The organism is Pseudomonas sp., assembly GCF_035512415.1.
Taxonomy (GTDB): domain Bacteria; phylum Pseudomonadota; class Gammaproteobacteria; order Pseudomonadales; family Pseudomonadaceae; genus Aquipseudomonas.
Window position 1 is genome coordinate 40,460 of record NZ_DATKDZ010000026.1, and the last position, 14,704, is coordinate 55,163.

Consider the following 14,704-nt stretch of genomic DNA (forward strand, 5'->3'; position numbering starts at 1 on the left):
TTTGTCCTTCGGTAATCGGGTGTTGCTATCGGCTCCGATTCACCTCCTGGCGCAACATGGCGTCCAGTGTATCCAGGCGCGAACCTTGAAAAGCGATGACCATACCGGGCTCGAATACGCGCCGAGCCAGGCCGCTCAGCACGTTGCCCGGCGGTAATTCAAGATGCAGGCGAACCCCGCGCTCGAACGCGGTCTGCAGGGTGCCCTGCCAGTCGACCACCCGGCACATGTTGTGCGCCAGGTCGTCGCGCAATTTTTCGGGGTCGCTGATCAACCGCGCCGAACTGCTGCTCAGGTAGCGCACGCTCGGCCGCTGCACCGTGACCTCGGCAAAGGCTGCGGCCAGCTGTGCGGCGGGCTCGGAAAGCAATGCGCAGTGCGACGGCACGCTGACTGCCAGGGCTTTGGCCATGCCCGCGCCCAGGCCACGCGCACGCTCGGCGACACGCTGCATGGCCGCCTCGCTGCCGGCAATGATCAGTTGATTGTCGGCATTGATATTGGCCAGATAGACCGGCAGCTCCGCGCTGTTTACCGCCGCCAGCAGCCGCTCGAGGCTGGCCAGGTCGAGGCCGAGAATGGCGGTCATGCCATAGCCTTCAGGGTACGCCTGCTGCATCAGCTCGCCACGCAGGGCGACCAGGCGCACGGCATCGGTAAACCCCAGTGCCCCCGCCGCCACCGCTGCCGCATAGGCACCGATGGACAGCCCGGCAACGTAGTCGGGGCGCGCGTCACGCGCCAGCAACAGACGCGCGCCAGCCACCCCGGCAATCAACAGACAGAGCTGCACCGCGCGGGTCGCACGCAGCGCCTCGGCAGTGTCCAGCGCCAGCACCGACTCGCCCAGCACTTCGCCGGCTTCGGCCAGGCACGCCTGGACGATTGGGCTATCGGGCAAGTGATGCAGCATGCCGGGCTGCTGCGCGCCCTGGCCGGGAAATGCCCAGAGGGTGCTCATGTTGCCATCCAAGGGTCGTTGACCAACAACGGCCCGGTATGGGTCTTGAGCAACACGCGCGGTGCACCCTTGGCCCACTCGCGCAGGGCCAGTGCACCCTGGGGGGTTTCCAGTTGCACATCGACCGTGCCCGGCGCGCCGTCGAGCAGTGTGCACAGCCCCTGCGCCCAGCTGCGCGACAGTGGCTGTGGGGCACGAATAAGCAGATCCAGATCGCTGGCCGGATGCACCGCAGGCAAGCCGCTGGCCAGTTCGAAACCCAGGCTGCCGGTGACGCCCCAGTGCAGGCCGCCGGCATTCAGTGGCGCAGCCAGGTAGCTCAGTGCACGCAGCGCCGGCCACTGGCCCTGGGCGTGCCGAACCCAGCGCCCGGCCCTGGCTATCGCTTCCGGGCTGACCCGCCGCCGCACATCGCTTAGGCGCATCCAGCTGGCAAAGCGCTCTTCACGCGCCGCGCCGCGGATACCCACAGCCACCCAGCCCGGCTCAGCCATGGCGCGACGCACCACCACTGGCGCATAACGCGCCAGAGCAGCACGCGTCCACGCTGGGGCATCGGCTGGCAGATGCTGCGCAGTCAACCCACAGAGCAGGTCATGGGGACGGGGCATGGCGAACGCTTCACTGGCCATCGAAGGCTCCTTACCACTGCGCGCGCAGCAGTTCACGAACCTGCGAGGAAGCGGCTCGGTTAACCGCCCCCAGCCGCCCGCGCAGGTCCTTGCTGCCCCTGGCGATATCCACCAGGGCCTGGGCCAGGCAGTCCTGCACCCGGGCGATATCCTCTGGGGTCGGTTGAGCGATCTCGGCCACCGAGAGGGTTTCCCAGAGCAGCCCGAGGGAGCCGTAGCTGTCCAGGTCATAAGCCATGGGCGGCACGCTGGCGGCCAAGGCTTCCAGCTCCTCGACGCTGCGCAGGGTGATCCGCGCCGCCGCTGCCTTGCCCATGGCATGCACCATCACGCCAGGGTCGCGCAGGGCAATCAGCCGCTGCGCCTGATAACCGTGGGCCAGAAAAGCCCCGGACATGGCCTTGCCCACCAGCAGCCCAACCACCGCATGCCCGGCCAGGCGAGCGCGGGCATAACTGTCTACCGCAGCGGCCAGGGCCTGGTGAATGCCGTAGGCTTCCTCGCGGCGGCCATAGGCCTGGCTCGGCACATCGACAATGGCGATCAGCGCACGTTTGTCCGCCCGGCCCGCATCGGCCTCGATCACCTCATCCACCGCCTTGGCCAGGCCCCAGCCTTCGAGCAGACCGACCTCGCCATTGCGCGCACGCGGGAAGGGATTGTTGGCATCGGCCACCACCGCCAGGTAGCGCACCGCCTGATCACCCAACTGGCTGTCGGCCGCCAGCACGGAAGCAGGCAAGCCCTCGGCTGGCGTGGCACCCAGGCTCAGGGCCTGGAACCAGTTGCGCCCACGTTGTTGAGTTGCGTCGCTCATGGCTGCTCTCCTTGAAAGGCGCTGCGTACGGCAGCGGCATCGGCCTGGATGGAGGTGTCGACCCGCTGCAGGCGTTCGAGGAACCAGGCATGTCGGCGGCTACGTTCCAGCGCGGGCTTGCCAGCGCGAAACAGGGCAATCAGCTCATGACGAATCGGCTCGACATCGTCGGCCACATAGCCGTCTACCAGGCCGCTGGCATAGCGCTGCTCGCCGCCGGTCAGGCTCCAGATAAAGGGCCGGTCGCGCGAGTCGTATTCATCGATGCCGGCTTCCTGCTCGATCACCTGCGGGCCGTTAAGCCCCAGGCGGGCTTCGCGGGTCACCAGCAGGTAGCTGCACAGGCCAGCGGCAATCGACATGCCGCCGAAGCAGCCGACCGGGCCGGCAATCAGGGCGATCACCGGCTGGTACTGGCGCAGCTCGACAATCGCCGCCTGGATTTCGGCAATGGCCGCCAGGCCGAGGTTGGCCTCCTGCAATCGCACGCCACCGGTTTCCAGCAGCAAGATGGCGCGGGTCGGCGTGCCGCTGCGGTTGTCCTCGGCGGCCAGCTCCAGAGCACCGGCGATCTTCGCGCCACCGACTTCGCCGAGGCTGCCGCCCTGAAATGCCCCTTCGATGGCGACAATGACCGCCGGCTGACCGTCGATCTGGCCCTTGCCGATCACCACGCCATCATCGGCCTGGGGCACGATGCCCTGCTGGGGCAGCCAGGGTGAAACCAGCTTGGCAAAGGGGTCGATCAGCTCGCGGAAACTGCCAGGGTCGAGCAAGGCGCGGGCACGCTGACGGGCACCCAGCTCGGTAAAACTGCGCTGCGCAAGCAGGCGCTGGATATTGGCATCATGCATGGGACAGCTCCTCCAGGCCTTGCTCCAGGCGCAGGCGAACCACGCCTGGGGTTGCGCCGAAGTCATGAATGGAAATATTCAGGGCCGGCAGTTGCTGCTCGCGAAACATGCGTTCGAACAGTTGCTGCCAACGCGGTGCGCTGCCATTGACCGAGGTCACCACCTCAATCGTCAGGGTGCCGGCGCTACCGGGCTCGAACATCACTTCCAGATCGCCGGAGCCGACACAGCCGACCAGGGCACGGCTCTGGCTCGGTTGCCCAGCGGGAAATTCAAAGGTCAGGGTTTCCATGCTTAAACACTCCCAATCTGCGTCTGCAGCGCAGGCTGCAGGCGGTCGAGGAATAAAGACGCGGCGAGCAAATCGGCTGCACCGCCGGGCGAGGCACGTAGCCTCAACATGTCGTCATCGAGTTCACGCAGGCGTCTGCGCCCTTCGAGGCTGGCGCTGCCGCCGGCCTTGAGCACGGCACGGGCACCGCTCTGCATGCTGCTCAGGCCGGCCAGGCCGGCGCGATAGAGCACACAGGTATCGGTCAAGGTACTCATGATCGCGAGCAAGGCATCCAGCCGGGCGTTCTGCTCCCCGGCCGCCGCCGCGCGGCTGCGTTGCAACTGCGGCAAGGCCTGCTGGGTGACGGCCGGGAAGCCCAGCTGCGCTTCCTCACGGGCACCGCGCACGCCATACAGCCGACAGACCTGAGCACCATGGCTGTCGCCATTGGCCGGGGCGCGGCGGTCGTTGAGCATGGCCAGCCGCGCGGCACGCAGGCTCACTTCGCCCGGCTGCAAAGCCGTGCTGTCCAGGGCGGCGGCAGCCGTCAGCAAGCCCAGTGCCCAGATCGCCCCACGGTGGGTGTTCACCCCTGCGGTAATGCGCAGCATTTCCACTTCACCCTCGCGGCCGATCTGCCCGATGTCCTCACGCAGCGCCTGGCTAAGAGCCCCTCGTGCGCAGGCGGCATCGGCCATGGCCTTGAAGCATGGCCACAGCGACAGCGCCGAGGCGTGCATCAACCCCAGGTGCAGGTCGGTATGCGCACCGCTGCCACGGCGGTCGACCAGGCCCGGCTTGGGCGACAGGTCGGCCTCGTCGATCAGCGCATCTACCGCCAGGTCAGCCAGACACTCGCTTAGCGACAGTGGCTGTTGTCGTGCATTGACTGCGCTCATCACCAACTCCTGAATTTGGCAGGCGGGTTGTACAGGCCACCGGACCAGTCGACCAATTCGGCAATGCTTTTGGCCGCAAGCAATTCGCGGCTGGCGTCGGCACGGCGAATGCCAAGGTCTTCCGGCAATGCAATCAGCCCTTCGCGGCGCATGCGCTCGGTGTCTTTGGGGTTATGCCGCAGGCCGATGACGGTCACCCCGGCGACGGCGGCGATCATCGCCTGGCGCTCTTCCAGCGAGCGCGCCTTGTACAGATAGGCGATGCCCTCTTCGGTGAGCAGGTGGGTGACGTCGTCGCCGTAGATCATGATCGGTGCCAGCGGCATGCCGCTTTTCTTCGCCACGTCGATGGCGTCGAGCTGATCGACGAAGGTCGGTTTACCGCCCTCCTGGAAGGTCTCGACCATTTGCACCACCAGCTTCTTGCCGCGTTCGAGCAGCGGTGCCTCGCTCTCGCTCGGGCGCATATCCAGCCAAGCGGGCGTGGGATGGCGGCGGCCGCGCGGGTCGTGGCCCATGTTCGGTGCGCCGCCAAAACCGGCCAGGCGTCCACGGGTCACGGTGGAGGAATGGCCATCGCCATCCACCTGCAGGGTGGCCCCGATAAACAGGTCCACCGCGTATTGCCCGGCCAGCTGGCACATCATCCGGTTGGAGCGCATCGAACCGTCGCGACCGGTGAAAAACACATCCGGGCGCTGGGCGATATAACCTTCCATGCCCAGCTCAGTGCCGAAGCAATGCACGCTTTCCACCCAGCCGGTTTCGATGGCCGGGATCAACGTCGGGTGCGGGTTGAGCGTCCAGTTGCGGCAGATCTTGCCCTTGAGGCCAAGGGACTCGCCGTAGGTCGGCAGGATCAGTTCGATGGCGGCGGTGTTGAAACCGATACCGTGGTTGAGCGACTGCACCTTGTGTTTCTCGTAGATGCCGCGAATCGCCATCATCGCCATCAGCACATGCACCGGCTTGATATGGCGCGGGTCGCGGGTAAACAGCGGTTCGATATAGAACGGCTTGTCCGCCACCACCACGAAATCCACCCAGGAGGCGGGAATGTCCACCCGCGGCAGCTCGTCGACGATCTCGTTGACCTGGAAGATCACGATGCCATCACTGAAGGCCGTGGGCTCGACCAGCGCCGGGGTGTCCTCGGTGCTTGGCCCGGTGTAGATATTGCCGGCACGGTCAGCCTGGAAACCGGCTACCAGCGCAACGTTGGGAATCAGGTCGACCAGCAGCCGCGAATACAGCTCGATATAGGTGTGGATGGCACCGACTTCGAGCAGGCCGTCTTCCAGTAACTGGCTGATGCGCAGGCTTTGCGGGCCGGCGAAGGAGAAGTCGAGCTTGCGCGCGATGCCCCGCTCAAACAGATCCAGGTGCTCGGCGCGGCTGACGCTGGGCATGATCATATGCAGGTCATGCAAGCGGCCAGGATCGACCTGGGCCAAGGAGCGGGAGAGAAAATCCGCCTGCTTCTGGTTATTGCCTTCGAGCACCACCCGATCGCCGGGGGCGATCAACTCCTCAAGCGCGGCGACGATCTTGTCGCTGGGCAGGACTACACCATCTGCAAGGGTGCGCACCTGATCGAGGCGTCGCGCTTTTTCAGCGCGACGACGCGACCACTGCGGCGGTGGGGATATTGTTGTTGTCATTGAAGACTCCACGAGTTCCGCTGTCGTGGAGCCACCTTAGGGCCGTGACCATCCGGTCATCAATCAACCAGAGCGAGCGATCATTACGCCTGGGTTAATGATTGCCCGGTCAATCCAGCACCCCCTGCAAAATGGTGTGGACGATGCCGCTGGTGACGGTAATCAGCACGATATCGCTGCCGACCCGACGCCACTCGTAGCCCTGATAATGCGGCAAGCCTTTTAGCGCCTTGGCGTCCAGGCGCTTGCCATAACCATGGGGCAGCGGCTTGCCCTTCTGAATTTTGATACCAGCGGGAAGCGGCCCGCCGCGGCCAATCTGCCCACGATGCTCGCGAAAAGCCTGGTGTACCGGGGCAAAGTCCTTGGGCGGTTGCTGAGCGTGGCTCTTGGCCGGGCTTTTTTGCGGCGTCTGCCCAGGCTTGCTCTGGGCTTTGCCTGGGTTGTGTTGCTGGCTGTTGGCTGCCTTGCCGCCGTGCTGGGCAGCACGGTCCTGCTGCTCATCGGGACCTTGGGGCAGCGCCGAGATCAGCGGACTGGCGCAGAGCAAGGCAATAAACACACTGGCAATCCGGGTTTTATCCATTTCATTCCACCTACGGGGTTAACAAGAGAGGGACCGTTCAGTCCCGTTATTCGGTGATACCGCCGCCCAGCACTCGGTACAGGCCGATGCGGTTGCTCTGTTCGGTCAGTTGCAGGCTGATCAGGTTCTGCTGCGCGGCATACAGCTCGCGCTGCGCATCCAGGGCATCCAGGTAGCTGCTGGCCCCGTTGCGATACAGCGCGTCGGCCAGATTCTGGCTTCTGGCTGTGGCCTCGGTCAGCGCCCGTTGCGCGTCCATGCGCTGGCGCAGGGTGCCGCGCTCGGCCAGCACATCGGCCACCTCGCGGAAGGCGCTCTGCAGGGTCTTCTCGTAAGTGGCCAACTGAATATCGCGTTCACTCTTTGCGGCCTGCAGGTTGGCGCGGTTGGAGCCGGCGTCGAAGATCGGCAGGCTGATGCTCGGGGCGAAGTTCCAGGCACCGCTGCCGCCCGAGAACAAGCCACTCAAGGCCGCGCTGCTACTGCCGGCGCTGGCGGTCAGGCTGATGCTGGGGAAGAAGGCCGCACGCGCCGCGCCGATATCGGCGTTGGCGGACTTCAGGCCATGTTCGGCAGCCAGCACGTCGGGGCGCTGCTGCAGCAGGCTGGAGGGCAGCCCGGCAGGAACGTCCAGCAGCTCGGCGCTGTTCTCGCTTAGCCCGCCGGGCAACAGCTCCTCGGCCAACTGACTGCCGGCCAGCAGGTTGAGAGCGTTGAGGTCTTGCTGCACCTGGCTCTGGTAAGCCGCCACGTCGACCCGCGCCGACTCCACGGTGGTCTGCGCCTGGGCCAGGATCAGGCCCGAGGTATTGCCCAAAGCATGGCTGCGTTGCTGCAGTTCATAGCTGGCCTGCTGGCTGGTCAGGGTGTCCTCGGCCAGCTTGAGCAGGTCGCGGTCCGCGGCCAGGGTCAGCCAGGCATTGGCCACCTCCGCCAGCAGACTGATCTGCGTGCTGCGCCGGGTTTCCTCAAGCGCCAGGTAGTCTTCCAGCGCCGCATCGCTCAGGTTGCGGATACGCCCGAACAGGTCCAGCTCGTAGCCGCTCAGGCCCAGCGCGGCGCTGTACTGGTGGGTGGTGCTGGCGCTGCCCGTGCCACTGAGGCTGGCCGGGGTGCGGCTGTGAGTACCACTGCCGCCGGCATTGAGGGTCGGCAGTTGCTCGGCGCGTTGCACCCGGTACAGGGCGCGGGCCTTCTCGACATTGAGGGCGGCCACGCGCAGGTCGCGGTTGTTGGCCAGGGTCTGCTCGATCACCTTCTTGAGGCGGGCATCGAGGAAGAACGCCTGCCAGCCGATCTGCGCGGAAGCACTGCCCAGCTCGGCGTTGGCCGGCCACTGCTGGGGAATCGGTGCCTGCGGTTGTTGATAATCGGGGGCCAGGTTGACGCAGCCGGCCAGCAGCAGAGCCGGCAGCAGCAGAGTCAGACGCGATGGGCGGATCATGCTTCTACTCCTGCGCCAGTCTCAGCCGGCGCGCGACGGCTGGCCAGGCGGCCTACCAGAACGAAGAACAGCGGGACGAAGAAAATACCCAGCACGGTGGCGCTGAACATGCCGCCCAGCACGCCGGTGCCAATGGCCTGGCGTCCGCCAGCGCCGGCACCGCTGCTCAGTGCCAGCGGCAGCACGCCGAACATAAAGGCCAGGGAGGTCATCAGAATCGGCCGCAGTCGCTGACGGCAGGCTTCCATGGCGGCGCTGAACAGGTCTTGGCCCTGCTCCTGCAACTGCTTGGCGAACTCGACGATCAGAATGGCGTTCTTCGCCGCCAGACCGACGGTGGTCAGCAGGCCGACCTGGAAGTACACATCGTTGTTCTGTCCGGCCAGGCCACTGCCGAGCACCGCACCGACCACCCCGAGCGGCACCACCAACATCACCGCGAAGGGCACCGACCAGCTCTCGTACAGCGCCGCCAGGCAGAGGAACACGAACAGAATGGACAGCGCATAGAGCAGCGGTGCCTGCGAACCGGACAAGCGCTCCTGATAGGATTGCCCCGACCACTCGAAGCCGATGCCGGCTGGCAGCTGGGCGACCAGCCGCTCGACCTCGTCCATGGCTTCGCCCGAGCTGACGCCATCGGCCGGGTCGCCGACCAGTTCCAGCGAGGCGTTGCCGTTGTAGCGTTCCAACAGCGGCGAAGCGTAGCTCCAGGCACTGCTGGCGATGGCGCTGAACGGCACCATCTCATTGGCGTCGTTGCGCACATACCAGCGCTCGATATGCTCGGGCTGCATGCGGCTCTCGGCTTCGCCCTGGACATAGACCTTCTTCACCCGGCCGTTGTAGACGAAGTCGTTGACATAGCTGCCGCCCATGGCCGTACCGAGGGTGCTGTTGATGTCACCAGGGGCCAAGCCGTAAGCGCCGGCCTTGCGGTCATCGATAACGACGCGAAACTCGGAGGTATCCTCCAGGCCGTTGCTGCGCACGCCCACCAGCTTGTCGCTCTGCGCGGCCAGGGCGAGAAACTGATTGCGCGCGGCGATCAGCGCATCGTGGCCAACGCCGCCAACATCCTTGAGTTGCAGGTTGAAGCCGGAGCTGTCGCCCAGGCCACGAATGGCCGGCGGCTGCATGACGAAGATGCTCGCATCGCGCAAACCGGACAGCTCGCCGGTGGCCCGGCGGGCCAGGGCCGCGGCGCTCTGCTCAGCCCCCTCGCGCAGGCTCCAGTCCTTCAGCTTGATAAAGGCGCGGCCGGAGTTCTGCGCGTTGCCGCCCATGCCCATGCCGGTGATGGTCACCAGCGAATCCACTTCGGGCTGGGCCAGCATGTACTCGACCAACTGCTGGGTCGCGGCCTGGGTACGCGCGTCGGTGGCACCCTCCGGCAGCTGGACCATGGCCATCAACATGCCCTGATCCTCTTCGGGCAGGAAGGCACCGGGCAGGTTCATATAGCCCACCGCCAGCGCCGCCAGAATCAGCCCGTAAAGCGCCAGCATGCGCGTGCCACGGCGCAGTACGCTGGCAACGCCGCGCTGGTAGCGCGCCGCATTGCGTTCGAAGGTGCGGTTAAACCAGCCGAAAAAGCCCCGCGCCTGATGCACCTCGCCCTTGGCCACGGGCTTGAGCAGGGTCGCGCACAGCGCCGGGCTGAGGCTCATGGCCACCAGCACCGAGAGCAGCATGGCGCTGACGATGGTCACCGAGAACTGCCGATAGATCGCCCCGGTGGAACCACCAAAGAAGGCCATGGGGATAAACACCGCCGACAACACCAGGGCGATGCCCACCAGCGCGCCGCTGATCTCGCTCATCGACTTGCGCGTGGCCTCCTGCGGCGACAGGCCTTCTTCAGCCATCACCCGTTCGACGTTCTCCACCACCACGATGGCATCGTCCACCAGCAGGCCGATGGCCAAGACCATGGCGAACATGCTCAGGGTGTTGATCGAGTAACCGAACAGCGCCAGCACACCGAAGGTGCCGAGCAGCACCACCGGCACGGTGATGGCGGGAATCAGGGTAGCGCGCCAGTTCTGCAGGAACAGGTACATGATCAGCACCACCAGCGCGGTGGCTTCGAACAGCGCCTCCACCACCGCCTCGATCGACAGGCTGACGAAGGGCGTGGTGTCGTAGGGAATGGCCGTTTCCAGCAGCATATCGGCGGGAAAATTGGCCTCCAGTTCGGCGAGCTTGAGTTTGACCGCCTCCGCCACATTCAGTGCGTTGGCACCGGTGGCCAGCTTGATGCCCATGGCCGCAGAGGGTTTGCCGTTGAGCGCGGTGACCACATCGTAGCTTTCGTTGCCCAGCTCGACCCGGGCCACATCGGAGAGCAGCACCAGCGAGCCGTCGCTGGCGCTCTTGAGCACGATGTCGCGGAACTGCTGCACCGTCTGCAGCCTGCTGCGCGCACTGATGGTCGCATTGAGCTGCTGCCCGGCAGCTGCCGGCAGCGCGCCGAGCTGACCGGCGGAGACCTCGGTGTTCTGCGCCTCCAGGGCGCTGCTGATATCGGACGGCATCAGCGCGTATTGCTCAAGCTTGGCCGGGTCCAGCCAGATGCGCATGGCATAACCGGAGCCCAAGGTCTGCACCTCGCCGACACCGTCGACGCGGCTAATCTGATCAAGCAGCTGGCTGTCGATAAAGTCGCCGATATCGGTGTTGGTCACGCCTGGGTTGCTCGACAGGAAGGCGATGATCATCAAAAAGTCGCCGCCGCCCTTGGTCACCGTGATGCCCTGGTTCTGCACTGCCTGGGGCAAGCGCGACTCGGCCTGCTGCAGCTTGTTCTGTACCTGCATCTGCGCCACGTCGACATCGGTGCCGGCGGCGAAGGTCAGGCTGAGACTTGCACTACCAGCCGAGCTGCTGGTGGCGGACATATACATCAGACCATCGAGCCCCTTCATCTGCTGCTCGATCACCTGGGTCACCGAGTCTTCGATGGTCTTGGCCGAGGCACCGGTGTAGGTGGCGGAGATATTCACGGTGGGTGGAGCGATGTCTGGGTACTGCTCCAGCGGCAGCTGGCTGATCGACAGCCCACCGCCGAGCATGATGACGATGGCGATAACCCAGGCGAAGATCGGCCGGTCGATAAAAAAATGTGCCATGGTGCGTTCCTCAGTGACTGGCCAGGGGGGCGGATGTGGCCGGGCTATCGACGGCGACCGTGAGGACGCTGTCGCCCACGCGCACCTTCTGCCCGCCCTCGACTATCACCTGGTCGCCGGCAGCCAGCCCGGCGTCGACCCACCACTGGTTGCCGATGCTGCGACCGATGCTGATCTGGCGCTGCTCGACCTTGCCGTCCACGGCCAGCAGCACGCTGGCATCACCGCTGTGGCTGCGAGTCACGGCGCGCTGCGGCACCAGCAGCGCCTGTTCGTCCACCGCCTCTTCGAGCACGGCGCGCACATACATGCCCGGCAGCAGCAGGCCATCCGGGTTGGGTACCACGGCACGCAGAGTGACACTGCCGGTGCTTTGCGAAACGCTGGCACCGCTGAACTGCAAGCGCCCGGGGTGGCTGTACTCGCTGCCGTCTTCCAGACGCAGGGCGATGCGCGCCTCATTGTCGCCAGCCTTGCTCAGGCGGCCTGCCGCCAGCTCACGCTTGAGACGCAGCACCTCGGCGCTGGACTGGGTGATGTCGACATACAGCGGATCGAGCTGCTGCACCGTGGTCAACGGCGTGTCCTGGCTGGCGGTTACCAGCGCGCCTGGGGTGACGCTGGAGCTTTCCACGCGGCCGGTGATGGGGGCCTTGATACGGGTGTAGGTCAGGTCGATACGCGCGCTTTTCTCCGCGGCCTGAGCGGCCTGATAGACCGCCTGGGCGCTCTGCAGGCTGGCCTGGGCGTCCTCGTCGTCCTGCTTGCTGATGGCATCGATCTTCACCAGCCCGGCATAACGAGTCGCCTTCAGCCGCGCCGAATTGAGCGCAGCCTTGGCCTCAGCGGTACTGGCGCGGGCCCGATCGAAGGCGGCCTGGTAAGTGGCCGGATCAATCACATAGAGCACCTCACCGGCCTTGACCTCGGCACCTTCGGTAAACAGCCGTTGCTGCACGATACCGCCGACCTGCGGGCGAATTTCCGCCGTCAGCCAGGCTTTGGTGCGCCCGGGCAGTTCGCTGGTAACGGTCTGCGCCTGCGCCGTAAGGGTGAGCACGCCAACTTCGCTAGGGCCGCGCGCGGGCGGCTCGGCATTTGGTGTGCAGCCGGCCAGGCCAAGCAGGACGAACAGGCTAAGCAGCGGTCTGTTGAGAGTAGGTAACATGGCTTTCTCCAACCGGCATCTGACCGGAACGAATCGTGTTTCGACCGGGCCATGCTGGCGGGCAAATGTGCAGAGAATTTGGAGATTGCCCTCGGGGCGTTGAATCCCGCGCTGCGGACGGCCTTAATAGAGGCTCGCCCTCGGTTCTGGACCGTCATGAAACTCAGCCTGTCGCGCAAACTCTTCCTCGCCGTGCTCAGCACCGCTCTGTTCGTCGCCCTGGCCATGTTCGTGGCCGGCGGCTGGAGTTTCAGCCGCGGCTTTATCGGCTATATCAACGAGTTGACCGAGCAGCGCATGGCCACCGTGCTGCCGCGTTTCGGCAAGGCTTATCGCAGCCACGGCAGCTGGGATTTTCTGCGTGACAATCGCGATGAGTGGTTCGGCATGATTCACCCGCAAGGCGATCAGATCCGCGACCGCGCGAAGTGGGATCTGCCGATTTCCGACCTCACCGGCGCGGTGTTCCGTATCTCCCTGCTGGACATGCAACAGCACAAGGTCATGGGCTTTATCGAGATGGGGGCCGATGCCGTGCGCATGCCCATCGAGGTGGATGGCAAGACCGTCGGCTGGCTGGCCATGGCTCCGTTCCAGAGCGTTACCGAGGTCGGCGGCGAACGCCTGCTGCGTAGCCAGTTGCTGGCCAGCCTGGCGGTCGCGGCGCTGTCTTTGCTGCTGGCGGCGCTGATCGCCGGGTGGGCGGCGCGTCGCCTGCTCGCCCCGGTGCGCCAGGTGGCGGCGGCAACCCATCGCCTGACCGCGGGCGATTATGCCGAGCGGGTCAGCGTCAGCAGCAACGACGAAGTCGGCCAGTTGGCCCGCGACTTCAACCAGCTGGCGTACACCCTGGAGCGCAACGAACAACTGCGCCGTGAGTTTATGGCCGATATCTCCCATGAACTGCGCACCCCACTGGCGGTGCTGCGCGGCGAGCTGGAGGCGCTGGAAGACGGTGTGCGCAAGCTCGACGGCGACTCGCTGCACTCGCTGCAACAGGAAGTCGGCCAGCTCAACCAACTGGTCAACGACCTGTATGAGCTGTCGATGGCCGATGTCGGCGCGCTGACCTACCGCAAGCAGCCGCTGGATCTGGTCGAGCTGCTGCATGAGAGCCTGGCCGGTGCCCGCGAACGCTGCCAGGAACAGGGCCTGACCCTGGAGCTGCAGCTACCCATGACGGCCAAGCCGGTGCTGGCCGATGCCGCGCGCCTGCGCCAACTGCTCGGCAACCTGCTGGAGAACAGCCTGCGCTACACCGAAGCGGGCGGCCGCCTGCGCATTCGCCTGCTGGAACAGAACGGCCATATCGTGCTGGACTGGCTCGACTCCGCGCCTGGGGTGGCCGAGGCGGACCTGCCGCGCCTGTTCGAGCGCTTCTTCCGCGGCGAAGCCTCGCGCGGCAGGGCCAGTGGCGGCTCGGGGCTGGGCCTGGCGATCTGCCGCAGCATTGCCGAAGCCCACGGCGGCAGCCTGGAAGCCCGCCCCTCGCCACTCGGCGGGCTGTGGTTGCAGCTGAGCCTGCCACGGGAAGCACGTTGATGCTGAACAACGACGAACTGAGCAGCGCCGACATCCTGGTGGTGGAGGACGAACCGAAACTGGCCGCCCTGCTGCGCGACTACCTGCAGGCCGCCGGACACCGCGTGACCTGCCTGGACGACGGCCTGGCCGTGGTGCCAGCAGTGCGGGCGGCCGAGCCGCAACTGATCCTGCTCGACATCATGCTGCCCGGCCGCGATGGCCTGGATATCTGCCGCGAGCTGCGCAGTTTCAGCGAGGTGCCGATCATGCTGATCACCGCGCGGGTCGAGGAAGTAGACCGCCTACTCGGCCTGGACCTGGGGGCCGACGACTACATCTGCAAACCCTTCAGCCCACGCGAGGTGATGGCCCGCGTACGGGCCATCCTGCGCCGCTGCCCGCCACAGGCCAGCGGCGGCCTGCAGCTGGATGCGGCGACCTACCGGGCCAGCTACGCCGGGGTGGAGCTGGACCTGACGCCCGTGGAATTCCGCCTGCTGCATTGCCTGGCGGCGACGCCGGGCCGGGTGTATTCACGCGACCAGTTGATGAATCGACTGTACGACGACCACCGCGTGGTCACCGACCGCACCGTGGACAGCCACGTGAAAAACCTGCGGCGCAAGCTGGAACTGGTGGCACCTGGGCAGGAGCTGATTCACTCGATCTACGGCGTAGGCTACAAGCTGGAGCCCTGAGGCCTTGGCTATGCACCAACGCGGTGTTGCCCGTAGGGTGCGCCGTGCGCACCAA

General features: G+C 65.8%; 13 protein-coding genes. 2 read left to right on the forward strand and 11 right to left on the reverse strand.

What is annotated here, in order from left to right; genetic code table 11:
• Positions 1–25 precede the first annotated feature (25 nt).
• From mdcH to VMP31_RS12850, 11 genes are all read right to left on the reverse strand, one after another.
• The gene (gene mdcH, locus VMP31_RS12800; protein ID WP_325507673.1) at positions 26–961 is read right to left on the reverse strand and encodes a malonate decarboxylase subunit epsilon; all 936 of its coding nucleotides are present in this window, start codon (positions 959–961) and stop codon (positions 26–28) included.
• Positions 958–1,593 carry a malonate decarboxylase holo-ACP synthase gene (locus VMP31_RS12805; RefSeq protein ID WP_325507675.1) on the reverse strand — a complete coding sequence of 212 codons (636 nt, stop codon included), beginning with the start codon at positions 1,591–1,593 and terminating at the stop codon, positions 958–960. The genes mdcH and VMP31_RS12805 overlap by 4 nt, the downstream gene beginning before the upstream one ends.
• Before the next feature lie 10 nt (positions 1,594–1,603).
• Positions 1,604–2,410: a biotin-independent malonate decarboxylase subunit gamma gene (mdcE, locus tag VMP31_RS12810; protein ID WP_325507677.1), complete on the reverse strand. Its 807-nt coding sequence runs from the start codon at positions 2,408–2,410 to the stop codon at positions 1,604–1,606.
• The gene (locus VMP31_RS12815; RefSeq protein WP_325507679.1) at positions 2,407–3,264 is read right to left on the reverse strand and encodes a biotin-independent malonate decarboxylase subunit beta; all 858 of its coding nucleotides are present in this window, start codon (positions 3,262–3,264) and stop codon (positions 2,407–2,409) included. The genes mdcE and VMP31_RS12815 overlap by 4 nt, the downstream gene beginning before the upstream one ends.
• A complete protein-coding gene (locus VMP31_RS12820; protein WP_325507680.1) occupies positions 3,257–3,556 on the reverse strand; it encodes a malonate decarboxylase subunit delta in 300 nt (99 codons plus the stop codon). Before VMP31_RS12820 ends, VMP31_RS12815 begins: the two co-directional genes overlap by 8 nt.
• Before the next feature lie 2 nt (positions 3,557–3,558).
• On the reverse strand, positions 3,559–4,437 hold the full coding sequence (locus tag VMP31_RS12825) for a triphosphoribosyl-dephospho-CoA synthase (RefSeq protein ID WP_325507682.1): 879 nt from the start codon (positions 4,435–4,437) through the stop codon (positions 3,559–3,561).
• Entirely contained in the window at positions 4,437–6,098 is a 1,662-nt protein-coding gene (mdcA, locus tag VMP31_RS12830; RefSeq protein WP_325507684.1) for a malonate decarboxylase subunit alpha, read from the reverse strand. The genes VMP31_RS12825 and mdcA overlap by 1 nt, the downstream gene beginning before the upstream one ends.
• Before the next feature lie 109 nt (positions 6,099–6,207).
• Complete coding sequence (locus VMP31_RS12835) at positions 6,208–6,684, reverse strand: anti-virulence regulator CigR family protein (protein ID WP_325507686.1); 477 nt, start codon at positions 6,682–6,684, stop codon at positions 6,208–6,210.
• Positions 6,685–6,730: 46 nt separating this feature from the next.
• Positions 6,731–8,128: an efflux transporter outer membrane subunit gene (locus VMP31_RS12840; protein WP_325507688.1), complete on the reverse strand. Its 1,398-nt coding sequence runs from the start codon at positions 8,126–8,128 to the stop codon at positions 6,731–6,733.
• Positions 8,125–11,259 carry an efflux RND transporter permease subunit gene (locus VMP31_RS12845; RefSeq protein ID WP_325507690.1) on the reverse strand — a complete coding sequence of 1,045 codons (3,135 nt, stop codon included), beginning with the start codon at positions 11,257–11,259 and terminating at the stop codon, positions 8,125–8,127. The genes VMP31_RS12840 and VMP31_RS12845 overlap by 4 nt, the downstream gene beginning before the upstream one ends.
• Before the next feature lie 10 nt (positions 11,260–11,269).
• The gene (locus VMP31_RS12850) at positions 11,270–12,427 is read right to left on the reverse strand and encodes an efflux RND transporter periplasmic adaptor subunit (RefSeq protein ID WP_325507691.1); all 1,158 of its coding nucleotides are present in this window, start codon (positions 12,425–12,427) and stop codon (positions 11,270–11,272) included.
• A 156-nt stretch (positions 12,428–12,583) separates the two neighbouring features.
• Between VMP31_RS12850 and VMP31_RS12855 the strand changes: the two genes are divergently transcribed.
• Entirely contained in the window at positions 12,584–13,969 is a 1,386-nt protein-coding gene (locus VMP31_RS12855; RefSeq protein ID WP_325507693.1) for an ATP-binding protein, read from the forward strand.
• Complete coding sequence (locus tag VMP31_RS12860; protein WP_325507695.1) at positions 13,969–14,649, forward strand: response regulator; 681 nt, start codon at positions 13,969–13,971, stop codon at positions 14,647–14,649. The genes VMP31_RS12855 and VMP31_RS12860 overlap by 1 nt, the downstream gene beginning before the upstream one ends.
• Positions 14,650–14,704 lie beyond the last annotated feature (55 nt).